Source organism: Pseudooceanicola aestuarii, assembly GCF_010614805.1.
GTDB classification, from domain to species: Bacteria; Pseudomonadota; Alphaproteobacteria; order Rhodobacterales; family Rhodobacteraceae; genus Pseudooceanicola; species Pseudooceanicola aestuarii.
This window is the reverse complement of the sequence record NZ_JAAFZC010000001.1, coordinates 923,005-944,249: the sequence shown is the minus strand read 5'-3', so window position 1 is coordinate 944,249 and position 21,245 is coordinate 923,005. Positions and strand designations below refer to the sequence as shown.

The following is a 21,245-nucleotide window of genomic DNA, read 5'->3' as shown; positions in this document are numbered from 1 at the left end:
GGGAGGACCGGAGATGAGACACATCGGAAGAAGAACGCTGATCGGGGCCATGGCGGCACTGGGCCTTGCGGGTTTGCAAGCCACGGAGGCGGGCGCCCAGACCCGCGGGGTCAGCGACGACGAAATCGTGCTGGGGACGCATATGGACCTGTCCGGACCGGCAGCGGCGGGGATGCCCCCCATCGTGGCCGGGCTGGAGGTCGCGGTGAAGGAGCTGAACGCCGCCGGCGGCATCCATGGCCGCCAGCTGCGCCTGGTGGTCGAGGATAACGGCTATCAGCCCGGCAATGCCGTGCGTGCGGTGCAGAAGATGGCGACACGGGACAATGTCTTTGCCATTGTCAGCCCGTTTGGCACCGGCACCTCGGCCGCGGGCTATGCGGTGGCCGCCAAGATGGGCGTGCCGCACCTGTTCCCCTGGACCGGCGTGCCGGAGATCTTTCACAAGACCGGCGATGACCGCAGCTTTACCTACGTGGCCGACTACGGCTGGGTGACGCAGGCCGGGGTGGAATGGCTGATCGCTGAAAAGGGCGCCCAGCGGATCGGGATCCTGTATCAGGATGACGCCTTCGGCCAGACTGTCATCGCCGGGGTGGAGGCCGCTGCCAAGGCGACCGGCACAGAGGTGGTCGAAACCGCCAGCTACAAGTCCGGCGCGCTCGACTTCTCGGCTCAGGTGACCAAGCTGCGCAACGCCGATGCCGACCTGGTGGTTCTGGCGACCCTCCCGCGGGAGACGATCGGCAGCTACACCACCATCCGCCGGGGCGATTGGGACGTGGATGTCGTCACCTCCATCCCCGGTCGGTCGCAGGTCGTGCCGCTGCTGGCCAAGGGCACGCTGGACGGTCTGTATGGCATTGGCCAGTGGAACCTGCCGGGCGATGACGAAACGCCGGAGGCCCAGGCCTGGATCGCCCAATTCGCCGAGGATTATCCCGGCCTGCCCAGTGAGGGCGGCATCGTCTCCTACATGATGATGATGTGGGTCGCCCAGGCGCTGGAGGCAGCAGGCCCCGACCTGACCGCCGAATCCTTCGCCGCCGCGATGGAGGGCAGCACCTACGAGGACAAGGTGTTCCGCAACCAGACGCTGACCCTGACAGACGGGCATATCGCCCCCGAGGTCGCATCGGTCTGGCAGGTTGACGACGTCACATGGCGCAAGCTGTCGGACGACATCACCGAATGATCCGGTCGCGCGCCTGCCCTGCCGGGGTGGGCGCGGACCACGGCCGCCGGGCGCGTCCCTGCCCCGGCGGCCAATTTTTTCCATCCCCGGATGGAACCACTCCCAGATAGAAAGAGCCTGACCGTGACCGTGCAGCCTGCCACTTTTCGCTTCGATCCGCAGAAGACCGGCCTGGAGCTGGCCCGCGACTGGCTGGCCCAGCGCTTGGTGGGTGGGTTTCTGGACCGGCTGCGCGTCATTCCCGACACCTGCGAGGACGGGTTGTTCACCGCCACCTGCACCCTGGACCCCGGCCATGCCAATTTCGTCGGGCTGGTGCATGGCGGGGTGTTGTCGGCGCTGGTCGACATCTCCGGCGGCGGGGCGGTGATGACCTGCCTGCAACGCGGCGAGACGCTGTTGACCACCGATCTCAACATCCGGTTTCTGGCCGCCGTGCCCATCGACACACCGACCCTACAGGCCACCGGCCATGTGACCCATCGCAGCGGCCGGCGTATGGTCGCCTCCGTCCTGGTCACCACACCCAAAGGGGAGGCCGTGGCCGAAGGGTCGGTCGGCGTCTCGGTGCGGCGCCCCGGTTAGCCGGCGAAGCGCCGCGTTTGCCGCCGGTCAGCCAAGCGATACGGCCTGCGCCGACAGCCGCAGGTTCACCGACAGCGCCCCCTCGTTCACCAGCCACTTGCGGATCGCGAAGCTGCGCGCGCCGCGTGCATGCATCGGATCGGCCCGGGCGATGCGGGTCGCCTCCTCCAGCGATGCGGCGCGGTAGATCATCATGCCCATGCCATCGGCACGGGTGCCGGTCTCGTCCGAGACCGGGCCGGCCATGACCAGGGTGCCCGCCTCCTCCAGCTGCGATTGATAGGCCAGATGATCGGGCAATACCGCCTGCACCTCCTCTGGCGGGGCGGTCGGCACCGAATGCACCACGAACAATTCCCATCCCAGGGCGCCGCGCTTGCGGGCGCCGTCCCTGTAGCTGTCCCAATCCGCCATCTCGTTTCCTTCGCCTGAATTTAAAATCGATTTTAGTTGACCGTTAGGAGTTTTATCGGCAAAAAGCGAGTCAAGCAAGCAGGAGGAATTCATGCGTTTACTTGTCGGGACTGTGGATGGCGCGCAGGGCGTGTATCGCGTGGAAGGGGACCGGGCGATCAATCTGACCGATGCCCTGCCGGATGTCGGGACCGACCTGTCGGCATTGATCGCACTGCCCGCCCTGATGGCGCAGGCTGCCGCGGCAGAGGGGCCGGCCCTGGACATCGTCGCGATCACCCCGGCCTTGCCGGTCACCGCGCCCGGCACGATCATCTGCCTGGGCCTGAACTATGTCGAGCATATCCGCGAGGGGGGCTACGACATCCCCGATTACCCGGCGCTGTTCATGCGTGGGCGCAGCTCTGTCATGGCGGCGGGGGCACCCATGGTCCGCCCCGCCTGTTCCGAGCAGCTGGACTACGAAGCGGAGCTGATGGTGATCATCGGCAAAGGCGGGCGCCACATCGCCGAAGCCGACGCCCTGGACCATGTCTTCGGTTACACGATCTTCAACGACGGTTCCGTACGGGACTACCAGCGCAAGACCCATCAATGGACGCCGGGCAAGAATTTCGACAATACCGGGGCCATCGGCCCGGTGGTCGTCACGCCCGAGGATCTGCCCCAAGGGGCGGCGGGACTGAAGATCGAAAGCCGCGTTGGCAGCGAGATCCTGCAATCCTCCAACACCGGCAACATGATCTGGGGCGTGGCACAGGCCATCGCCATCATATCGGGCTATACCACGTTGCAGCCGGGTGATCACATCGCGCTGGGCACCCCGCCGGGCGTCGGTCACGCCAAGAAACCCGGCCCGCGCTGGCTGCGCCCCGGCGAGACCGTGGAAGTGGAGATCGAAAAGCTGGGCATCTGCGCCAGCCCGGTCACCGACGAGGGCGACCAGACCCGGCAGGCGGCGGAATGACGGCGCAGGCCCCTGTTACCCCCCCGGCGGAGGACGCCCGCGCCCGCGCGCAGGCAGATGTGCTGGCCCTTCGAGCGCGCAAGGCGCGGCTGGACGATGCCTCCATCGACGTGATCCTGCGCGATGCGCGATCGCATTACGCCTGGACCGACCGCCCGGTCAGCGATGCCACCCTGCGGGACCTCTACGAGATCACCGCCCGTGGTCCGACCAGCATGAACACCAGCCCGGCGCGGTTCGTCTTTGTCCGCGACCCGGCGGGCAAGGACCGCCTCGCCCGTGCGCTCAAGGCCAAGAATATCGACAAGATGCGCGCGGCGCCGGTGACCGCGATCATCGCCTGGGATCCGCTGTACTGGCAGCAGCTGGACAAGCTGTTCCCGCACGAAGACCGCAAGCCGCTGTTCGAGGGCCGTCCCGACTACGCCGAGGAAACCGCCTTTCGCAACTCGACACTGCAAGGCGCCTATTTCATGATCGCAGCGCGGGCGCTGGGGCTGGACGTGGGCGCGATGTCCGGGTTCTCCAACGAGATCGTGGACCAGGAGTTCTTTGCCGACAACGGTTGGAAATCGAATTTTCTGTGCAACCTCGGCCATGCCGATCCGGCTGCACTGTTTCCCAGATTGCCGCGTTTCACATTCGAGGAGGCCTGCAAGATTTCATGACGACGGGCGGCAGGGAGGTGCCGTCCCGAACCAGGACCCGTCACGGGAACTGCCCTGTCGGGCCCCGCACCGGGAGTAGAGAGCCTGACAGAACCAGGCCATTAGGGAGGAAACACATGTTTGCAAAACTTACGCGCCGCACCGTCGCGGCCGCGCTGATCGCCGGGGCCACGGCTATGCCCGCCCTGGCACAGGAAACGATCAAGGCTGTCGTGATCGACGGCTATCCGGCACGTGCGCTGTGGGTGCAGGAGTTCACCAACTTCTTTATCCCCGAGGTCGACAAGCGCCTGGCCGAGACCGGCACCTACCAGATGGATTGGCAGGAAAGCTACGGCGGCACAATCGTGAAGCCCAAGGGCGTTCTGGAAGGGGTGAAGCTCGGGCTGGGAGATATCGGCATCGTCACGACGATTTTCCACGGCTCCAAGCTGCCCAGCCAGGCGATCGCCGCAGCGACCCCCTTTGTCGCCGCCGATGCCCGTGCCGTGGCCCGTGCCGTGGACGAGATCGCCCGCGAATACCCCGCCATGCAGCAGGAATTCGACAAGCAGAACCAGGTCTATCTGGCCACCGGTGTGGTGCTTGACACGTATCAGCTGTTTTCCAAATCGCAGGTCAATGGCCTGTCCGATCTTCAGGGGACCAAGGTCGCAGGCGCCGGTCTCAATCTGCGTTACCTCGAAGGGATCGACGGTGTCGCGGGTGTGCGCGGCGGGCTGACCGATTTCTACAACATGTTGCAGACCGGGCTGGTGGATCACGCCATGCTCTGGCCCGAGGCCGCCGCGACGTTCAAGATCGCGGAGGTTGCACCCTACATGCTGGAGGCCAATCTGGGCGCCGTGAACACCAAGACGGTCACGGTGAACAAGGACTACTGGAACAAGTTGCCGGACGAGGTGAAGACCGCCCTTCAAGAGGTCGCCGTGGCCTATCGTGACCACGTCGCAGGTATCGCCATGGACCGCGCCGCCGCCAGTCGGCAGGCCTTTGTCGATGCGGGCGGGACCATCGTTGCGCTGAGCGACGCGCAGCGCCAGGCATGGGCTGACGGGATGCCCGACATCGCCGCCGAATGGGCCGCTGACGTGACCGACAATGGTGGTGCCGGCAACGAGATGCTGATCGCCTACATGGGCAAGCTGCGCGACGCCGGGTTCGAACCGGTGCGCGACTGGGCTGCCTCGGCCGCCAGCAACTGATCCGGCGGGCCCGATGACCCTGTTCGCACGACTTGCCGGCGGCATCGCCATTGCCGCGAATGCCGCCGGCACCCTGGTCGTCATCGCTCTGATCGCGGTGGTCAATTACGATATCCTCGCCCGCAGCTTGTTCAACCGCCCCTTCCTGGGCGCGGTGGAGGTGGTGCAATTCGCGATGGTGCTGATCGTGTTCCTGCAATTGCCCGACGTGATCCGCGTCGGTCGGCTGACACGGTCGGACGGGTTTCTGGGCTTTGTCCGCCACAGTCGCCCCCGCGCCTGGAAAGGGCTGGCGGGCGCCATAGACCTGACGGGCGCCATCTTCATGGCGCTTGTCGCCTGGACCATGTGGCCCGAATTCCTGGCGATGTGGGAAAGCCGCGACTATTTCGGCGTGCAGGGCGTGTTCACCGCGCCGTGGTGGCCGATCAAGCTGGTGATCTTTGCCAGCGCCTGCCTGTGCATGGTGCACTTTCTTCTTCACATCTTCACCCGGCCCGGCACCGGGTCCAACGAGACGGACACCGCAAAATGACGCCAATGGAAATCGGCCTTGCCTCCATCGCGGCGATCATCGTTCTGATCTACCTGGGCGTCTATATCCCCATAGCCCTGGGTGTCGTCAGCTTTGGCGCGATATGGCTGATGCGGGAGAACATGGACCTGTCCTTTGCGTTGCTGAAAATCGCCATTGGCGACAGCGCGATGTCCTATACCTTTGCCACGATACCGCTGTTCACCTTCATGGGGTTGGTGGTGTCAAAGGCCGGGATCGGGGCGGATGTCTATACCGTCCTCAACCAGGCATTCCGGCGGGTGACGGGCGGCATCGGCATGGCGACCGTGGGGGCGAATGCCGTCTTCGCCGCCGTCACCGGGTCGTCGATCGCCTCCGCTTCGGTGTTTTCCAAGATGTCGGTGCCGGAGATGTTGAAACACGACTACAACCCGCGCTTTGCCGTTGGGGTGGTGGCCGGGTCCTCGGTTCTGGGCATGATCATTCCGCCCTCGGCCATGCTGATCATCTATGCCTTCGTGGCTGAACAATCCGTGGGAGCGATGTTCCTGGCGGGGGTGGTGCCGGGGCTGCTGCTGGCGGCCGCTTACGTGGGTGCGATCTGGCTGATGGGCCGGTTCACGCCCGGCTTTGTCGGCGGACGCCTGGTGCATGACGCCACGTTGATGGGCTGGGGCGAGATCGCGGCCCGCAGCCTGCCGATTCTGGGCCTGATCCTCGTGGTGCTGGGTGGGCTTTATGCCGGGTGGACCACCCCGGTGGAGGCCGGTGCCGCCGGGTCGCTTCTGGGCCTGATCATCGCCGTGGCGCGGCGCCGGATGACCTGGCGGGGGTTCTGGGAGGCGCTGCTGGAAACGGGGCACATCACGGCCGCGATCCTGTTCCTGATCACCGCCGCGTCCATGTATGCGCGGATGCTGGGGATCGCGGGATTGCCCAACGAATTGTCCGACATCCTGCGTGAGGCGCAGCTGGGTTTTGCCTGGATCATGGTGATCTACGTGGTGCTGATGCTGTTCCTGGGCACAATCCTGGACACGTCCTCGATCATCCTGATCGTGGTGCCGCTGTTCCTGCCGCTGATCGAACCGATGGGGCTGAGCCTGGTGTGGTTCGGCATCATCTCCGTGGTGGCCGCCGAAATCGGCCTGCTGACCCCGCCGCTTGGGTTAAGCTGTTTCGTCATCAAGGCGACACTGGACGACGACCGGATCAGCCTGAAGGACGTCTTCCTGGGCGCGCTGCCCTTTGCCTTTGTCATGCTGCTTGTGCTGGTCGTGCTGATCCGCTTCCCCGGCCTGAGCCTTGCGATCTTGTGATCCGCCCAAACTCTGAAGGAGCCATCCGTTGCGCAACCTGACCCCGGAGAACATCACCGAGGTGTTCCAAAGCTACATGGGCCCCGAAACCGATCCGCGCCTGCGGGAGGTTCTGGGCAGCCTGGTTCGCCATCTTCATGCCTTTGCACGGGAGGTGAACCTGACCCATGCGGAATGGAACACCGGCATCGCCTTCCTGGAGCGCGCCGGAGAGATTTCGGATGCGGAGCGGCACGAGTTCGTGCTGCTGTCCGACGTGCTGGGCCTGTCTTCGCTGGTCGATATGCTGCACAGCAGCGGGGAGGGGACGTCGTCCTCGGTGCTGGGACCGTTCCACATCTCCGGCTCCCCGCCGTTGCCGATGGGGGGCGACCTGCGGGGCGACCGGTCCGATCCGGTCCTGCTGGTGGAGGGCACGGTGCGCGATCCGCAGGGCAATCCCGTCGCCGGGGCCGAGCTGGACATCTGGCAGACCGCGCCCAACGGGCTGTATTCCAGCCAGGACCCGGAGCAGGAGACCTATTCCTTTCACGGGTTGCAGACCGTCGGGGCCGATGGGCGATACGGCTTCACCACCGTGCGGCCGGTGGAATATACCGTGCCCTCCGACGGGCCGGTGGGGGATATCCTGCGCGCCTGTGGGCGCCATCCCTGGCGTCCCTCCCACCTGCATTTCATTGCCAAGGCGCCCGGGTTCCGCACTCTGGTGACGGAGGTTTTCCCGGAGGACGATCCCTATCTCGATCAGGACACGGTGTTCGGCGTGCGGGAAGACCTGGTGATGCGCTACGAAGATCGCGCCGCCGGATCCTTCCCCGCGGAGGGGTTTGAACTGTCCGGCAAGGTCGAGGGCGCCTTTCTGGCGGTGCGGTTCGATCTGGTCCTGGTGCCGGAGTAGCGACACCTGTGGGATGGGGCCGGGCGGCCGCGCCCGTGCCCTGCCGGGGGCAGGCCCCGACTGCCTTGTGCCCAAGTGTTCTGCCATTCCCGATGGCGCCCGCTTCGGCGGCAAGACGAGGGCATAACCCGCCGGGCGTCCGCAGTGGCGGGCCCGGCCCCCTTGGCCCGAGGGGGGGCGACCTGACCAGTGGTGTCCGTCTGCTACTGGGCGGCAGCGCCTGACAGCAGGCCGGACAGGAACGCGCCCGTCAGGCGGTAATGGTTCAAAAGGCGTTCACTGGCCGTGTCCGCATCCCGCGCCACGGCTGCCGCCAGTATGCCGGCGTGTTCCTCTGCCACGTCGCGGCGCTGATAATCCAGCGCGCTGCCGGCAAGGTACCTGTAACGTATGTTCAAATCGTAAAGCTGCGAGCAGAATTTCAGCAGGATCGGCGATTGCGCATTGGCCAGCAGGGCCATGTGAAACTGCTTGTGATGTTCCTCGAAATCCTCGGCGCCGGTGGCCTTGGCGCGCTGCACACGGTGATGGGCCAGGACGATCCCCTCTTCCCATTCCTGCGTCGCGCGGGAGATGCTTTCACGCAGGGCAAGATCCTCCAGCGTGCTGCGCAGCATCAGGATTTCGGTGAAATTCTGGGAGCTTGTCTCGGCTGTGCGAAAACCGCGCTGGTCGATCCGTTCAACCAGGTAGTCGGAGGTCAGCAGGCTCAGCGCTTCGCGGATCGGTGAGGCGCCAGTGTCCAGCCGCTGCCGCAATCCGTCGATCTTCAGCTTTTCACCGGGTTGCAATACGCCGGTCACGATCATCTGGCGCAACCTGTAATAGGCCCGCTGCGTGGCAGAGCCGTCCGCGCCTGATGTCCCTACCGTCATGCTGAATTCCCCCGGTATTATCGATTATTTGGGGAATTTATAGCAGGTTGATCGAGCGGCGGGCAAGTTTCTCCGGCCTCAACTCAAGATTTCGGGCATTTCATCGATCAAATCTCCCGGTATTTCGAAAAATCGACAATGATCACATGACTCGGATCACATCCTTGCCCACCGCCAGCGTATAGCCGCGCCGCGCGATGTTGCGCACCAGCAATTCGCTGACCAGCTGGTTGCCCAGCGTGTCGCGCAACCGCTTGATCCGGGTCGCGCCGGAGGCTTCCTCACATTCCAGTTCGGACCGGCCGGTGATCACCGCCTCGATCTGGACGCCGGACAGGACTTCGTCATCCAGACGCGCTTCGGCCAGAACCGACAGGGTTTCCAATGCGCTATCGGTCAGCTTGAAGCCAAGGTTGTTCAGATACACCATCTTCTCATCGCGGGAGATCAGCAGGGAATTCACCTCGATCCCGGCGCGTTCGATCTGCGCCAGCCTGCGGTTCATCGAAATCAGCATGACCAGAAATGCCAGCGCCGCCAGCAGCAGCGCGGTGGCAAAGACCAGCAGCACGAAAATCACCATCCGGTAACTGGCCAGCGTTTCCGAAAACGCCGTGCCCGATTGCGCCAGAATGGTCAGAAGCGTGACTTCGGCCTGGGTGGTCAGAGTGTCGTTCTCGACAAAGATCCGCTCCACGCGGGCGTTGAACGCATTGGCGTCGGGCAGGTTCAGGAACAGGAACACGGCCGCCACGGCCAGGATCGCCACCACGGCGCCCATCCCGATGACCACCGTGCGCGTCCCGCTGCGCCGCGCATCAGAAGCGAAGGTAGTAGGCTCCTGCATTTGCCCTCCTTGACGCCAGGCCGGACTCGTCGAAGACCGAGACCACATTCAGCAATGTCCAGCCGGCGGACGCAAGCCTGCCGCGCAGTTCCGACGTTGCGCCAGAGCGGTCGCAGGCGGAGACCTGCATCACCCCGTAATGCAGGCCGTAAGGGGTCGCGCGCTTTGCCTTGTAATCGGCATAGCAGGCGGCCTGGGCGGTGCTGGTGCCGGCGGCCAGAAGGGTCAGGGCGGCAAGGATCGGGTACAGATGTCTCATGCTCAGACCCTGTCGCAATGGCGCGGGATATTCAATGACACAAGGGGGTTGGCGCGCTGTTATTGGATAACGCCGGGCTGATATTGCCCGATTTTGGCCGACCGGACCATGGTTGGATCACATCGCACCGGGCTGTCCCGGACCTGTTCGCCACCACCATGAAGAAAGTGACCCACATCATGACCCGCAAGTTTTTCGCCATCCTTTTGTCTGCCACAATCGCCACCACTTCCATCGGTGCGGCGCCGGTTCAGGCCGGAGACAGGGACGCGGCCCGCGCCATCGCCGGGATCGCCGCCATCGCCATTCTGGGCGCCGCCATCCACGAAAGCCAACGGGGCAACCGCGCGCCGCAACAGACCCACGGGCGCCCGCATCGCCAGCCGCAGGCGCATCAGCCGCAGCGGCAGCACCGGGCCCGCGCCGTTCCGGCCAGCTGTCTGGTCGATACCCGCGTGAACCGTCAGCGCGTCAGCGCGTTGCGGATGCGCTGCGTGGACCGCAACGTCCGGGGCCGGGCGCCGCAATCCTGTGTGCGCCGCACCACCGCGAACCACGGTCCGCGTTACGTCTATGGCAAGCGCTGCATGCGCAACAACGGCTACGTCGTCGCTCGCCGCTGAGGCACGGCATCGGCGGAAAAGGGGGAGGGGAGGGACATGGCCCCTTCCCCTTTTTCATGAGCGACGCCGGGGCAGAGGGAACTTGCGCGCGACCGGCAAGGAGGCCAGAAACCGGCCATGACCCGCGCCCCGAAAAGCCCCGCCATCACCCTGCCCCCTGTCCCTGACATGTTCTTCGAAACCGCCGCACGGTCGCGCGGCGCGCAATGGGTCTGTGGCGTGGACGAGGTCGGGCGCGGGCCGCTGGCCGGTCCCGTCACGGCCGCCGCCGTCATCCTGAACCCCGCCGATATCCCGGAGGGGCTGAACGATTCCAAGGCCTTGACCGAACGTCGGCGCGACGCCTTGTTCCCCGAGATCATGGCCCGCGCCCATGTTGGCATCGCCCATTGCGACGTGGCGGAAATCGACAGCCTGAACATTCTGCGCGCAAGCCAGGAGGCGATGCGCCGGGCCATCGCCGCGTTGTCGCAAGTGCCCGATCACCTGCTGATCGACGGCCATATGTTGCCGGACAACCTGCCCTGCCCGGCGGAGGCCATCGTGAAAGGCGACGCGCGATCGCTGTCCATCGCGGCCGCTTCGGTTGTGGCCAAGGTCACACGCGACAGGATCATGCGGGACTTGGCGCAACACTTCCCCGGCTATGGGTGGGAAACCAACATGGGGTATCCGTCGAAATCGCACAAAGCTGCGCTACTCGATCTAGGCGTGACCCCACATCATAGACGCAGCTTCGCCCCCGTGCGCAATATCTTGTGTAAAGACGTTCTTTAACGTGCTGATTCAAATAAAGAAATTGACCGCGAATCGGCAATGACTCATCTTTGTCCACAATAACGAGCGGACGATCCGCCGAGACGAGGCAGAGATGAAAACCAAGGTGAAACAAGCAGCGGAAGCACTTCCGCTGAATTCGATATTGTCCGGTGATTGCGTGGAGGTGATGAATTCCCTCCCGGAGAACTCCGTTGACCTGATCTTTGCGGATCCCCCCTACAACCTGCAATTGAAGGGCGATCTGCATCGTCCGGACAATTCCCGCGTCGATGCGGTGGATGATGCCTGGGACCAGTTCGACAGCTTTGCCGTCTATGACAGGTTCACCCGCGCCTGGCTGAAGGCCGCGCGACGGATCCTGAAACCCAATGGCGCGATCTGGGTGATCGGGTCGTATCACAACATTTTCCGCGTTGGCGCGGCGCTTCAGGACAGCGGGTACTGGATTCTGAACGACGTGATCTGGCGCAAGTCCAACCCGATGCCCAATTTCCGGGGCAAGCGGCTGACCAACGCGCATGAGACGATGATCTGGGCGTCGAAATCCGAGGGTGCGAAATACACCTTTAACTACGAGGCGCTAAAAGCCTTGAACGACGGCATCCAGATGCGGTCTGATTGGGTGCTGCCGATCTGCAACGGGCATGAGCGGCTGAAAAACGACAAGGGCGAGAAGGCGCATCCGACGCAGAAGCCGGAATCGTTGCTGCATCGGGTTCTGGTCGGCGCGACCAATCCCGGCGATGTCGTGCTGGATCCGTTCTTTGGCACCGGCACCACCGGCGCCGTGGCCAAGATGCTGGGACGCGACTACATCGGGATCGAGCGGGAGGCCGCCTATCGCGAAGTCGCAGAACGGCGCCTGGCCTCTGTCCGGCGGTTCGACAAGGGCGCGCTGGAGGTCTCCACCTCCAAACGGGCGGAGCCGCGCGTGCCCTTCGGCCAGCTGGTCGAACGCGGGATGCTGCGTCCGGGCGAAGAACTGTGGTCCATGAATGGCCGGCACAAGGCCAAGGTCCGCGCCGACGGCACCCTGATCGGCGATGACGTCAAGGGGTCGATCCACCAGGTCGGCGCCGCGCTGGAAGGCGCGCCATCGTGCAATGGCTGGACCTATTGGTGCTTCAAACGGGATGGAAAGACGATCCCGATCGACCTGCTGCGTCAACAGATCCGGTCAGAACTGATCTGATCACCCCAAAACGACATACCGCCCCGCATCCCCACCATCCGGGGATGCGCACCTGCGCCCCGGTCCCCACCGGGGCGCATTTTCGGTCAAGGGGGGCGGGCGCGCGCAACCCGCGACTGCGCTATTCGCCGAGTTTGGCGTGAACCTCGTCCAGGTCGATCTCGCCCACGGGCATCTTGTTGGCCGGGTTCTCGAAATCATAGCGGAACAGCTCGAAATCGCGTTTGTAGATCTCGTAGACCAGATGCATCGACAGATCGTCGAAATAATCTTCGACCGGATGCGCGCGCTTGGGCCCGTGACCCTCGCTTTCGTTGAACCGTGGTATGCTGGCCAGGTCGACGTCATGGGCCGTGTCGATGTGGTTCAGGACGTCCTGCATTCCCTCGTTGAACTTTTCGGTCCAGAAGATCCGGTCATAGCGCCCGCCGTTGACGATATAGGTCGAGACATGGCCCGACATGGCGGACCAGTGAATGTCCGGCTCCATCGGGCGGCGCCAGCGGATGCTGTCGCGGGCAAACAGCAGGAACCGGCGGAAACTGCGGATCTGGTCGAAGTCCTGTTTGCCATCGTCGCCGCCGACCTCGATCCCGTATTTCTGGATCAGCAGCGGCACCATGTTGCCGCGATAGCGCCGGCCGTTGCGCTGGATGCCGCAGATCTTGTCGAAGAAACTGGACAGGATGCGGGTGTAGGGATTGCGCACGCAGGTAAAGGCATAGGTGTCATGCGCCGTCACCCGGCGGGTGATCACCGGTTGGCTGTCTTCGATCGCCCATTTGTGCATCCGGTCGGTGGCGTCATGGATGTCACCGTCGAAGAATTCCCCGTGGTCGGCGTAGAACATGATCTGGCCGATGGTCGAACAGGCGCATTTCGGCACGACCCGGTAGATCACGCTTTCGCTTTCGGTCATCCAGGTTCCGGGAAATCCCATGGAAACGTCCTTCCTCGGCCCGGGCAGGGTGCCCGGCGCTTCAGCTTTCAACAGAAAGCAAAGTTGGCATATTTAATCAATGACCCTTGGCGGGTAGGATCGCCCGCGAACAGGAAGATCCAGCAGAAACAGGCCCGGACCAGACATGGCAACCATCGCGTTCATTCTCTTGTGTCACAAGGATCCCGACGCGATCATCGCCCAGGCGGAGCGTCTGACCAAGGTGGGCGATTGCATGTCGATCCATTTCGACGCCAACGCCAATCCCGCCGATTACCAGAAGATCCGCGCCGCGCTGGCCGACAATCCCAATGTCACCTTTGCCCGACGGCGGATGAAATGCGGCTGGGGGGAATGGTCGCTGGTGCAGGCCACCCTGAACGCGGTGGAGGCCGCGCTGGAGGTGTTCCCCCGCGCCACGCATTTCTTCATGGTGTCGGGCGATTGCATGGCGATCAAATCGGCGGAATACGCGCATGATTTTCTGGACCGGCACGATTGCGACTTCATCGAAAGCGTGGATTTCTTCGACAGCGGCTGGATCAAGACCGGGATCAAGGAAGAGCGTCTGATCTATCGCCATTTCCTGAACGAGCGAAAGCACAAGGCCTGGTTCTACAGATCGCTGGATTGGCAGCGGCGGTTGGGCCTGCGCCGAGCGATTCCGGAGGACATACAGGTCCAGATCGGGTCGCAATGGTGGTGCCTGCGCCGCCAGACGGTGGAACAGATCGTCGATTTCACCCAGACTCGCCGCGACGTGATGCGGTTTTTCCGCACCACGTGGATCCCGGACGAGACGTTCTTTCAGACCCTTGTGCGGCACCTCGTCCCGGAAACGGAGATCGAGAACCGCACTCTGACCTTCCTGATGTTCACCGACTACGGGATGCCGGTTACCTTCTACAACGACCATTACGACCTGCTGTTGACGCAGGACTTCCTGTTCGCGCGCAAGATCAGCCCCGAGGCGCATGCGCTGAAACGCAGGCTGGGCCAGCTGTTCGCGGCCGAGGGCGTGCAGTTCGACATCTCGAACGAGGGGCGGTCCCTGTACGGGTTTCTCACCGGGCGGGGGCGCATCGGGCGCCGGTTCTCGACGCGGTTCTGGGAAACCGAAAGCACGCTGGGCCGGGACCGTGAATTGCTGATCATCGTGTGCAAGAAATGGCATGTGGCGAAACGGCTGGTGGCGCGAATCCGTCAGATGACCGACATCACCGCCATTGAATACCTGTTCCACGAAGAGGGCACGCCCCTGCCGGATCTGGGCGGCATCCAGTCCAACATCGGCAAGCGGACGCGCCACCGCCGGGCCTTGATGCGGATGCTGTTCGAATATTACGAGACCAACCGCCTCATCGTCTGCCTGGATCCCGACGGGCTGGACCTGATCGAGGATTTCGCCGCCGACCGGTCCGTCACCCGCCTGTTGGAGATCGAATGCCGGTTTTCCGATCCCTACCTGGAGGGCCATGCCAAGCGTGTCGGCCTGGCCAGCGATTCAACCCCGCGCGACGGGATCGAACGCCTGCTGCCGACGATCCGCAACGACATCACCTTCGAGACGGATCGCATCCGCGACGCGGAACTGGCGAACCATTACCGCCTTCGCGAGGGCGACACGACCGCGCAGAACGCCATCGCCCTGTCGCAATTCCTTGCGATCCCCCTGGAGGTCGCGCAAGACATGGCGGCGACGGAACATCTATTCGTGGATTGAGGACGACGCACCATGGCCTATGCCTATGACGATCAGAACATTTTTGCCAAGATTCTGCGGGGCGAGATCCCCAACAAGACGGTGGCGGAAACCGACCATACCCTCGCGTTCGAGGACATCCGCCCACAGGCGCCGGTGCATGTGCTGGTGATCCCCAAAGGGCCCTATGTCACCTACGATCACTTCGCCGCCGAGGCGAGCGATGCCGAAATCGTCGATTTCCACCGCACCCTGTCGCGGATTTGCGCAGAGGCGGGGATCACCGCCGATACGGCGGGCGGCTGCCGCTTCATCTCCAACGCCGGAGAGCACGGTGTGCAGGAAGTGCCCCATTTTCATATGCATGTGCTGGGCGGGCGTCGCATGGGCCGCATGATCGAACAGCACGACTGACCCTGCTGACCGCGCGCGATGCCCGCCCCGCGTGCGGCGCATGTTCGGGCGAATGGCGCCGCCGCCTGTCGGCGACGCCGTGGAACGGTTGCGCAACGGGTCCGAAGACAGCAGGGTATTGACGCTGCACCCGCGATCCTCATAACCGGGGCGCGGTCGGAAAAGGAGTGGTCCATGCCCATCGAAGCGCCAGAGACGAAGATCGTGGAAACCCGCAGGGTCGCCTGCGACGGTGGAGAGGGCGCATTGGGCCATCCCCGCGTCTGGCTCCACATCCCCGAGGAAACGGGGTATGTCGAATGCGGCTATTGCGACGCGAAATATGTGCTGCGCGGTTACGAGCAGCGCGCCGAAGTGACCGAAAACCCCGGTCTGAAGGCGTAACCCGCGCGGGGCGACCGGCCCCGACGCGGAATTGGCAAGACGACGCCGGGGAGTGGCCTTGCCTCCGCGGCCCTATCGCGGAGGTCCGGACATGGCATTCGGCAAAGGCTGTCACCTGCATCTGATCGACGGTTCGGCCTTCATTTTCCGGGCCTATCACGCGCTGCCGCCGCTGACGCGGAAATCCGACGGGCTGCCCATCGGCGCCGTCGCGGGGTTCTGCAACATGCTGCACCGCTATGTGGAGGGCAACACCGGCCCCGACGCGCCCACCCATGTCGCCGTGATCTTCGACAAGGGCAGCCACACGTTCCGCAACGACCTGTACGATCTCTACAAGGCCAACCGGGAGGCCATGCCCGAGGATCTGCGCCCGCAGATGCCCCTGACCCGCCGCGCGACCGAGGCGTTCAACATCGCCTGCAAGGAGCTGGAGGGGTTCGAGGCCGACGATATCATCGCCACCCTGTCCTGCCAGGCGCGGGAGGCCGGGGGGCGCGTCACCATCATTTCATCGGACAAGGATCTGATGCAGCTGGTCGGCGGCGGGGTCGAGATGCTGGACGCCATGAAGAACACCCGGATCGACATCGAGGGGGTGGAGGCCAAGTTCGGCGTCGGCCCCGACCGCGTGGTCGACGTGCAGGCGCTGGCTGGCGATTCGGTGGACAACGTCCCCGGCGCGCCGGGCATCGGGATCAAGACGGCGGCGCTGCTGATCAACGAATATGGCTCTCTCGAAGAGCTGCTGGACCGGGCGGAGGAGATCAAGCAGCCCAAGCGGCGCCAGACCCTGATCGAACATCGCGCCCAGATCGAATTGTCCAAGCGCCTGGTGCAGCTGGATTGCGACATGGTGCTGGATTTCACCCTGGACGATCTGGAGGTTCAGGAGCCGGACCCCGACACCCTGCTGCCGTTCCTGGCAGAAATGGAATTCCGCACCCTGACCAAGCGGATCGCCGACGGGCTGGGCGCCGAGGCCCCGGTGATCGAGGACACGCCCCAGCCCGGCAGTGAAGCGCCTGTCGCGCTGGACCTGCCGCCTATCGACCACGCCAATTACGAGATCGTGCGCGACGCCGCCGCCTTGCAGGTCTGGATCGACCGCATCCAGGACCGGGGCCATGTCGCCGTGGATACCGAAACAACCGGCCTGGACGAGATGCGCGCCGATCTGGTGGGCATCTGCCTGTGCACCGATCCCGGAGCGGCCTGCTACATCCCCCTGGGGCACAAGGCGGGTGAGGGCGAGGGCCTGTTCTCCAGCGACGCCCTGGCGGAGGGGCAGATGGACATGGAACAGGCGCTGGAGATGCTGAAACCCGTGCTGGAGGATCCCGCGATCCTCAAGATCGGGCAGAACATGAAGTACGACGCCAAGATATTGGCGCGTCTGAACATTTCCGTGGCGCCCATCGACGATACGATGCTGTTGTCCTATGCGCTGAATGCCGGGTTGCACCAGCATGGCATGGATGCGCTGGCCGAACGTTACCTGTCCCACAGCTGTGTCCCGATCAAGGAGCTGATCGGCACCGGCAAGTCGCAGATCACCTTTGACAAGGTGCCGGTGGACAAGGCCGCGACCTATGCGGCGGAGGATGCGGAGGTAACGCTTCGCCTGTGGCAGGTGTTGAAACCGCGCCTGCATCGCGAACGTGTCACCACGGTTTACGAAACGCTGGAGCGCCCGCTGTCGCCGGTTCTGGCGCGCATGGAAATGTCGGGGATCAAGGTGGACCGGGACACGCTGTCGCGCATGTCCAACGCCTTTTCCCAGAAAATGGCCGCACTGGAAGCGGAAATCCACGAGCTGGCGGGGGAGCGGTTCAACGTCGGCTCTCCCAAGCAATTGGGCGAAATCCTGTTCGACAAGATGGGCCTTGAGGGCGGCAAGAAGGGCAAGACCGGCGCCTATGCCACCGGTGCCGACATTCTGGAAGACCTGGCCACCCTGCATGACCTGCCGGGTCGGGTGCTGGACTGGCGCCAGCTGTCGAAACTGAAATCGACCTATACCGACGCGCTACAGGACCATATCAACCCCGAAACCGGCCGGGTCCATACATCCTATGTCCAGACCGGGGCGAACACCGGGCGGTTGGCCTCTACCGATCCGAATTTGCAAAACATCCCCGTCCGCAGTGACGAAGGGCGCCGTATCCGCGAAGCCTTTGTCGCGGAGGAGGGCAAGGTGCTTCTGTCGCTCGACTACAGCCAGATCGAACTGCGTATCCTGGCGCATGTTGCTCAGATTGACGCGTTGAAACAGGCCTTTGCCGAGGGGCAGGACATCCACGCGATGACGGCATCGGAGATGTTCAACGTCCCGCTGGAAGGGATGGACCCGATGATCCGCCGACAGGCCAAGGCGATCAATTTCGGCGTGATCTACGGCATCTCCGGCTTTGGTCTGGCCCGCAACCTGCGGATTCCACGCGCGGAGGCGCAGGGCTTCATCGACCGCTATTTCGAACGGTTCCCCGGCATCCGCGCCTATATGGACGCCACCGTGGAATTCGCGAAATCCCGTTCCTACGTCGAGACGCTGTTCGGCCGCCGCATCCACACGCCCGAAATCGCCGCCAAGGGCCCGCGCGCGGGCTTTGCCAAGCGCGCTGCGATCAACGCGCCCATTCAGGGCACTGCCGCCGACATCATCCGCCGCGCCATGGTACGGATGCCGGACGCCATTGCCGATCTGCCCGCCACGATGCTGTTGCAGGTCCACGACGAACTGGTGTTCGAGGTGGCGGACGGCGCCCAGGACGATGTGATCGCTGCCGCTCGCAAGGTCATGGAATCCGCCGCCGAACCGGCGGTAAAGCTGGACGTGCCGCTGGTGGTGGATGCCGGCCAGGGGGCCAACTGGGCGCAGGCGCACTGACCCACGCCGCGCCCTGCGGCACGGTTCGGGCCTTGGCTTCCGGCACGAGGGCGGCAGGGGTGCCGACATGTCGCGCAGACTTTGCCGATCGGGGGGCTATGTTTCCCGGCAGGAGGTGCGCCCATGCCGCATGATCACGCCCACCACCATCACCACCCCGACCCCGCCGCGCTGGAGGGCGACGCCCGCGTCGGCTGGGCCGTGGCCGTCAATATCGCGTTGACCCTGGTGCAGATCGTGGCGGGGGTGCTGTCCGGCTCCCTCGCGCTGATCGCGGATGCGGTGCACAACCTGTCGGATGCGCTGTCGCTGGTCATCGCCTTTGTCGCCCGCCGCATAGCCAGGCGACCGGCCGATGCCGGCATGACCTTTGGCTACGGCCGGGCCGAGGTGGTCGCGGCGCTGATCAACTACACCACGCTGATCGTGATCGCGCTTATGCTCGCCTCCGAAGGGGTGCAGCGGTTGTTCGACCCGCAGCCCGTTGCCGGCTGGACCGTGGTGATTGTCGCGGGCGTTGCGTTGGTGATCGACCTTGTGACTGCGCTGCTGATTTTTCGCATGTCCCGGGACAGCATGAACATGCGCGCGGCATTCCTGCACAACCTGGCCGATGCGATGGGATCGGTCGCGGTGATCGTGGCGGGCGTGCTCATACTGCTCTACGATTGGCGGTTGGTGGATCCGGTGGTGACGCTGGGCATTTCCGCCTACATCCTGTGGCATGCCGGGACGGAAATCGGGCCGGTGATCCGTCTGCTGATGATGGGCAGCCCCGCCAGCCCCGGCGTTCATGATGTGGCCGACCTAATCCGGCGGGTGCCCGGTGTGGCGGATGTGCATCACCTGCATCTGTGGCGCATGCAGGAACACGAAGTCGCGCTGGAGGCACATGTTGTGTTGTCAGATGCGGAGCAGCGCCCCGAACAGCTGCGCGCCGAAATCAAGAGGACGCTGGACGAGGTCTTTTCCCTGACCCACGCCACGCTGGAGCTGGAAAGCCCCGGCCAGGCCTGCACCGACGCGCCGTTGATCGGACATCATAGCACTTCGACGAAAACCTGAGACACATTGTATCGTCCAACGCATTGAAATCTATGATTTCAGGCAGCGTTGGGTGGTGCAAGTTTTTCCGCAGGACGCTTTAACCCGCCGCGGGGGCCTGTTTCAGCCAGCCCAGCCCGGCCAGTGTGGTGTCGGAGGGGTGATATTCCGCGCTGACCCAGCCGCCATATCCCGCAGCGTCCAGCTGGGCGAAGAAGGCCGGGAAATCCACCGCTCCGCCCGTGGGCTCGTTCCGCTCGGGCGCCGCCGCGATCTGTACGTGGCGCACCCGCGCGCCGTGGCGATCCCAGGTGCCGGGGACATCGCCGGTGATCCGATGGGCGTGATAGGCGTCGAATTGCAGGCCCAGGTTCGGCGCCGCAACCGCGTCCAGGATCTCTGCCGCGAGGTCGAAATCGTTCAGGAAGTAGCCGGGCATGTCGGTCGCGTTGATCGGCTCGATGGTCAGGTTCTGCCCGGGCGCGTGGGCCGTGGCCCATCTCAGGTTGTCGATCATCACGGCCCGGGCCTCCGGCCCCTCGGCACTGCCGGACATGATGTGCAGATGCTGTGCCTTCAGCGCCTCAGCGTAGCGCAGGGCGCGGCGAAAATCGTGGCGAAACCGCTCGGTCCCGCCGGGAATCGCGGCAAAGCCCCGCGTCGTACCGCTATAGCTGGGCGGCGGCGCGTTGATCAGCGCCAGCGGCAGGCCCGAGGTCGCCAGCGCCTGCCGCAATTCCTGCGCAGGATGGTCATAGGGAAACAGGATCTCCACCGCCTCGAACCCGGCTTCCGCTGCCGCGTCGATGCGCCGGGGCAGGGGCAATTCGGTAAAAAGAAAGGACAAGTTGGCAGCAAAACGCGGCATCGGGCCCGATCCTGTGCTGTTTTTTCGAGGGCTGTTAACTGTCGGTCAAGTCTTCTGAGGGAATGATAGGGAAGAATGCCCCGCCCGACCACAATCCGAACCAGGATCGGCCTTCCCATGTTTCATGTACACCCAGATTCACCAGCCTGTAGAATGACTTGCGATCAATCAGCGCCTCCAGCGCATCGCGCACCAGAACATAGGGGGACGGCTCTCCGCTGGTCGAATCGCGGGTCACCCGGATCGGGTTCTCGGGCCCCGCCGTGGCATGATCGGCGACATTGGTCAGAAATGTCAGAACCTGCTCCGGACCCTGTCCCTGTACCTCCACATCAACGGCGACAAAAGGGGCGTCTTCCACCGTGATGCCGACCTTTTCCACCGGCGTCACCAGGACGTAGTCCGCGCCTTCCTTCTTCAGGATGGTGGAGAACAGGCGCACCAGTTCAGGCCGCGCGATGGGCCTGCCTTCGTGGTACCAAGTGCCGTCGCGCGCGATGCGCATGTCCAGGTTTCCCCGAAATTCGGGGTTCCATTTGTGGATCGGCGGCAATCCGCGCCCCTGCGCGGCCTTGGCGGAGGCTTCGATACTCTTGGCAGAGACTTTCACGGTATTTTGTCCCTCATCACTTTTGTCATTCGCCACAGGCGCGATACAC

General features: G+C 64.1%; 23 protein-coding genes. 16 read left to right on the top strand and 7 right to left on the bottom strand.

Annotated elements, in window-relative coordinates; translation table 11 throughout:
• Nucleotides 1-13: 13 nt before the first annotated feature.
• Nucleotides 14-1,195 (top strand): ABC transporter substrate-binding protein, encoded by a 1,182-nt coding sequence (locus tag G5A46_RS04455; RefSeq protein WP_163847695.1) that lies wholly within the window; start codon nucleotides 14-16, stop codon nucleotides 1,193-1,195.
• Between the two features lie 123 nt (nucleotides 1,196-1,318).
• The gene (locus G5A46_RS04450) at nucleotides 1,319-1,780 is read left to right on the top strand and encodes a PaaI family thioesterase (RefSeq protein ID WP_163847693.1); all 462 of its coding nucleotides are present in this window, start codon (nucleotides 1,319-1,321) and stop codon (nucleotides 1,778-1,780) included.
• A 27-nt stretch (nucleotides 1,781-1,807) separates the two neighbouring features.
• Here the strand turns inward: G5A46_RS04450 and G5A46_RS04445 are convergent, their stop codons facing one another.
• Nucleotides 1,808-2,194, bottom strand: coding sequence for a YciI family protein (locus G5A46_RS04445; protein ID WP_163847691.1), 387 nt, complete (start codon nucleotides 2,192-2,194; stop codon nucleotides 1,808-1,810).
• Between the two features lie 91 nt (nucleotides 2,195-2,285).
• On the opposite strand from G5A46_RS04445, the gene G5A46_RS04440 reads away from it, so the two are divergent.
• The 6 genes from G5A46_RS04440 (at nucleotide 2,286) to G5A46_RS04415 (ending at nucleotide 7,768) form a co-directional block, all read left to right on the top strand.
• Nucleotides 2,286-3,161 carry a fumarylacetoacetate hydrolase family protein gene (locus tag G5A46_RS04440; RefSeq protein WP_163847689.1) on the top strand — a complete coding sequence of 292 codons (876 nt, stop codon included), beginning with the start codon at nucleotides 2,286-2,288 and terminating at the stop codon, nucleotides 3,159-3,161.
• Nucleotides 3,158-3,829 carry a malonic semialdehyde reductase gene (locus tag G5A46_RS04435; protein WP_163847687.1) on the top strand — a complete coding sequence of 224 codons (672 nt, stop codon included), beginning with the start codon at nucleotides 3,158-3,160 and terminating at the stop codon, nucleotides 3,827-3,829. Before G5A46_RS04440 ends, G5A46_RS04435 begins: the two co-directional genes overlap by 4 nt.
• Before the next feature lie 116 nt (nucleotides 3,830-3,945).
• Entirely contained in the window at nucleotides 3,946-5,034 is a 1,089-nt protein-coding gene (locus G5A46_RS04430; protein WP_163847685.1) for a C4-dicarboxylate TRAP transporter substrate-binding protein, read from the top strand.
• 13 nt (nucleotides 5,035-5,047) lie between these two features.
• On the top strand, nucleotides 5,048-5,569 hold the full coding sequence (locus tag G5A46_RS04425) for a TRAP transporter small permease subunit (protein WP_163847683.1): 522 nt from the start codon (nucleotides 5,048-5,050) through the stop codon (nucleotides 5,567-5,569).
• Nucleotides 5,566-6,870: a TRAP transporter large permease gene (locus G5A46_RS04420; RefSeq protein ID WP_163847681.1), complete on the top strand. Its 1,305-nt coding sequence runs from the start codon at nucleotides 5,566-5,568 to the stop codon at nucleotides 6,868-6,870. The genes G5A46_RS04425 and G5A46_RS04420 overlap by 4 nt, the downstream gene beginning before the upstream one ends.
• A 28-nt stretch (nucleotides 6,871-6,898) precedes the next feature.
• On the top strand, nucleotides 6,899-7,768 hold the full coding sequence (locus G5A46_RS04415; RefSeq protein ID WP_163847679.1) for a dioxygenase family protein: 870 nt from the start codon (nucleotides 6,899-6,901) through the stop codon (nucleotides 7,766-7,768).
• Nucleotides 7,769-7,971: 203 nt separating this feature from the next.
• Here the strand turns inward: G5A46_RS04415 and G5A46_RS04410 are convergent, their stop codons facing one another.
• The 3 genes from G5A46_RS04410 to G5A46_RS04400 form a co-directional block, all read right to left on the bottom strand.
• Nucleotides 7,972-8,643, bottom strand: a complete 672-nt coding sequence (locus G5A46_RS04410; RefSeq protein ID WP_163847677.1) for a GntR family transcriptional regulator — start codon at nucleotides 8,641-8,643, stop codon at nucleotides 7,972-7,974.
• 142 nt (nucleotides 8,644-8,785) lie between these two features.
• Complete coding sequence (locus G5A46_RS04405) at nucleotides 8,786-9,490, bottom strand: hypothetical protein (RefSeq protein WP_163847676.1); 705 nt, start codon at nucleotides 9,488-9,490, stop codon at nucleotides 8,786-8,788.
• Nucleotides 9,462-9,749: a hypothetical protein gene (locus G5A46_RS04400; protein ID WP_163847674.1), complete on the bottom strand. Its 288-nt coding sequence runs from the start codon at nucleotides 9,747-9,749 to the stop codon at nucleotides 9,462-9,464. Before G5A46_RS04400 ends, G5A46_RS04405 begins: the two co-directional genes overlap by 29 nt.
• Before the next feature lie 179 nt (nucleotides 9,750-9,928).
• Between G5A46_RS04400 and G5A46_RS04395 the strand changes: the two genes are divergently transcribed.
• From G5A46_RS04395 to G5A46_RS04385, 3 genes are all read left to right on the top strand, one after another.
• Complete coding sequence (locus G5A46_RS04395; protein WP_163847672.1) at nucleotides 9,929-10,372, top strand: hypothetical protein; 444 nt, start codon at nucleotides 9,929-9,931, stop codon at nucleotides 10,370-10,372.
• Nucleotides 10,373-10,489: 117 nt separating this feature from the next.
• Nucleotides 10,490-11,149 carry a ribonuclease HII gene (locus tag G5A46_RS04390; protein ID WP_204318687.1) on the top strand — a complete coding sequence of 220 codons (660 nt, stop codon included), beginning with the start codon at nucleotides 10,490-10,492 and terminating at the stop codon, nucleotides 11,147-11,149.
• Between the two features lie 94 nt (nucleotides 11,150-11,243).
• Nucleotides 11,244-12,344 (top strand): site-specific DNA-methyltransferase, encoded by a 1,101-nt coding sequence (locus G5A46_RS04385; RefSeq protein ID WP_163847670.1) that lies wholly within the window; start codon nucleotides 11,244-11,246, stop codon nucleotides 12,342-12,344.
• Nucleotides 12,345-12,465: 121 nt separating this feature from the next.
• Here G5A46_RS04385 and G5A46_RS04380 read toward each other — a convergent pair whose 3' ends face one another.
• A complete protein-coding gene (locus tag G5A46_RS04380) occupies nucleotides 12,466-13,284 on the bottom strand; it encodes a sulfotransferase family protein (protein ID WP_163847668.1) in 819 nt (272 codons plus the stop codon).
• Between the two features lie 145 nt (nucleotides 13,285-13,429).
• On the opposite strand from G5A46_RS04380, the gene G5A46_RS04375 reads away from it, so the two are divergent.
• The 5 genes from G5A46_RS04375 to G5A46_RS04355 all read left to right on the top strand — a co-directional run bounded on the left by G5A46_RS04375 (nucleotide 13,430) and on the right by G5A46_RS04355 (nucleotide 19,739).
• Complete coding sequence (locus tag G5A46_RS04375) at nucleotides 13,430-15,007, top strand: DUF5928 domain-containing protein (RefSeq protein WP_163847667.1); 1,578 nt, start codon at nucleotides 13,430-13,432, stop codon at nucleotides 15,005-15,007.
• 12 nt (nucleotides 15,008-15,019) lie between these two features.
• Nucleotides 15,020-15,400 carry an HIT domain-containing protein gene (locus G5A46_RS04370; RefSeq protein ID WP_163847665.1) on the top strand — a complete coding sequence of 127 codons (381 nt, stop codon included), beginning with the start codon at nucleotides 15,020-15,022 and terminating at the stop codon, nucleotides 15,398-15,400.
• A 174-nt stretch (nucleotides 15,401-15,574) separates the two neighbouring features.
• Nucleotides 15,575-15,784: a zinc-finger domain-containing protein gene (locus tag G5A46_RS04365; protein WP_163847663.1), complete on the top strand. Its 210-nt coding sequence runs from the start codon at nucleotides 15,575-15,577 to the stop codon at nucleotides 15,782-15,784.
• A gap of 91 nt (nucleotides 15,785-15,875) precedes the next feature.
• On the top strand, nucleotides 15,876-18,674 hold the full coding sequence (gene polA, locus G5A46_RS04360) for a DNA polymerase I (RefSeq protein WP_163847661.1): 2,799 nt from the start codon (nucleotides 15,876-15,878) through the stop codon (nucleotides 18,672-18,674).
• 123 nt (nucleotides 18,675-18,797) lie between these two features.
• Nucleotides 18,798-19,739, top strand: a complete 942-nt coding sequence (locus G5A46_RS04355) for a cation diffusion facilitator family transporter (protein ID WP_163847660.1) — start codon at nucleotides 18,798-18,800, stop codon at nucleotides 19,737-19,739.
• Between the two features lie 79 nt (nucleotides 19,740-19,818).
• Here G5A46_RS04355 and G5A46_RS04350 read toward each other — a convergent pair whose 3' ends face one another.
• Entirely contained in the window at nucleotides 19,819-20,586 is a 768-nt protein-coding gene (locus G5A46_RS04350) for a hydroxypyruvate isomerase family protein (protein ID WP_163847658.1), read from the bottom strand.
• A 34-nt stretch (nucleotides 20,587-20,620) separates the two neighbouring features.
• Entirely contained in the window at nucleotides 20,621-21,196 is a 576-nt protein-coding gene (locus G5A46_RS04345) for a DUF1285 domain-containing protein (RefSeq protein WP_239520608.1), read from the bottom strand.
• Between the last annotated feature and the right edge of the window lie 49 nt (nucleotides 21,197-21,245).

Excerpts from the sequence above, each read along its gene's own strand:
- G5A46_RS04375 (WP_163847667.1), top strand. The coding sequence starts at position 13,430 with ATGGCAACCATCGCGTTCATTCTCTTGTGTCACAAGGATCCCGACGCG.
- G5A46_RS04445 (WP_163847691.1), bottom strand. The coding sequence starts at position 2,194 with ATGGCGGATTGGGACAGCTACAGGGACGGCGCCCGCAAGCGCGGCGCC.
- G5A46_RS04410 (WP_163847677.1), bottom strand. The coding sequence starts at position 8,643 with ATGACGGTAGGGACATCAGGCGCGGACGGCTCTGCCACGCAGCGGGCC.
- polA (WP_163847661.1), top strand. The coding sequence starts at position 15,876 with ATGGCATTCGGCAAAGGCTGTCACCTGCATCTGATCGACGGTTCGGCC.
- G5A46_RS04370 (WP_163847665.1), top strand. The coding sequence starts at position 15,020 with ATGGCCTATGCCTATGACGATCAGAACATTTTTGCCAAGATTCTGCGG.
- G5A46_RS04405 (WP_163847676.1), bottom strand. The coding sequence starts at position 9,490 with ATGCAGGAGCCTACTACCTTCGCTTCTGATGCGCGGCGCAGCGGGACG.
- G5A46_RS04395 (WP_163847672.1), top strand. The coding sequence starts at position 9,929 with ATGACCCGCAAGTTTTTCGCCATCCTTTTGTCTGCCACAATCGCCACC.
- G5A46_RS04385 (WP_163847670.1), top strand. The coding sequence starts at position 11,244 with ATGAAAACCAAGGTGAAACAAGCAGCGGAAGCACTTCCGCTGAATTCG.
- G5A46_RS04440 (WP_163847689.1), top strand. The coding sequence starts at position 2,286 with ATGCGTTTACTTGTCGGGACTGTGGATGGCGCGCAGGGCGTGTATCGC.
- G5A46_RS04455 (WP_163847695.1), top strand. The coding sequence starts at position 14 with ATGAGACACATCGGAAGAAGAACGCTGATCGGGGCCATGGCGGCACTG.
- G5A46_RS04380 (WP_163847668.1), bottom strand. The coding sequence starts at position 13,284 with ATGGGATTTCCCGGAACCTGGATGACCGAAAGCGAAAGCGTGATCTAC.
- G5A46_RS04390 (WP_204318687.1), top strand. The coding sequence starts at position 10,490 with ATGACCCGCGCCCCGAAAAGCCCCGCCATCACCCTGCCCCCTGTCCCT.
- G5A46_RS04400 (WP_163847674.1), bottom strand. The coding sequence starts at position 9,749 with ATGAGACATCTGTACCCGATCCTTGCCGCCCTGACCCTTCTGGCCGCC.
- G5A46_RS04435 (WP_163847687.1), top strand. The coding sequence starts at position 3,158 with ATGACGGCGCAGGCCCCTGTTACCCCCCCGGCGGAGGACGCCCGCGCC.
- G5A46_RS04425 (WP_163847683.1), top strand. The coding sequence starts at position 5,048 with ATGACCCTGTTCGCACGACTTGCCGGCGGCATCGCCATTGCCGCGAAT.
- G5A46_RS04355 (WP_163847660.1), top strand. The coding sequence starts at position 18,798 with ATGCCGCATGATCACGCCCACCACCATCACCACCCCGACCCCGCCGCG.
- G5A46_RS04365 (WP_163847663.1), top strand. The coding sequence starts at position 15,575 with ATGCCCATCGAAGCGCCAGAGACGAAGATCGTGGAAACCCGCAGGGTC.
- G5A46_RS04350 (WP_163847658.1), bottom strand. The coding sequence starts at position 20,586 with ATGCCGCGTTTTGCTGCCAACTTGTCCTTTCTTTTTACCGAATTGCCC.
- G5A46_RS04420 (WP_163847681.1), top strand. The coding sequence starts at position 5,566 with ATGACGCCAATGGAAATCGGCCTTGCCTCCATCGCGGCGATCATCGTT.
- G5A46_RS04430 (WP_163847685.1), top strand. The coding sequence starts at position 3,946 with ATGTTTGCAAAACTTACGCGCCGCACCGTCGCGGCCGCGCTGATCGCC.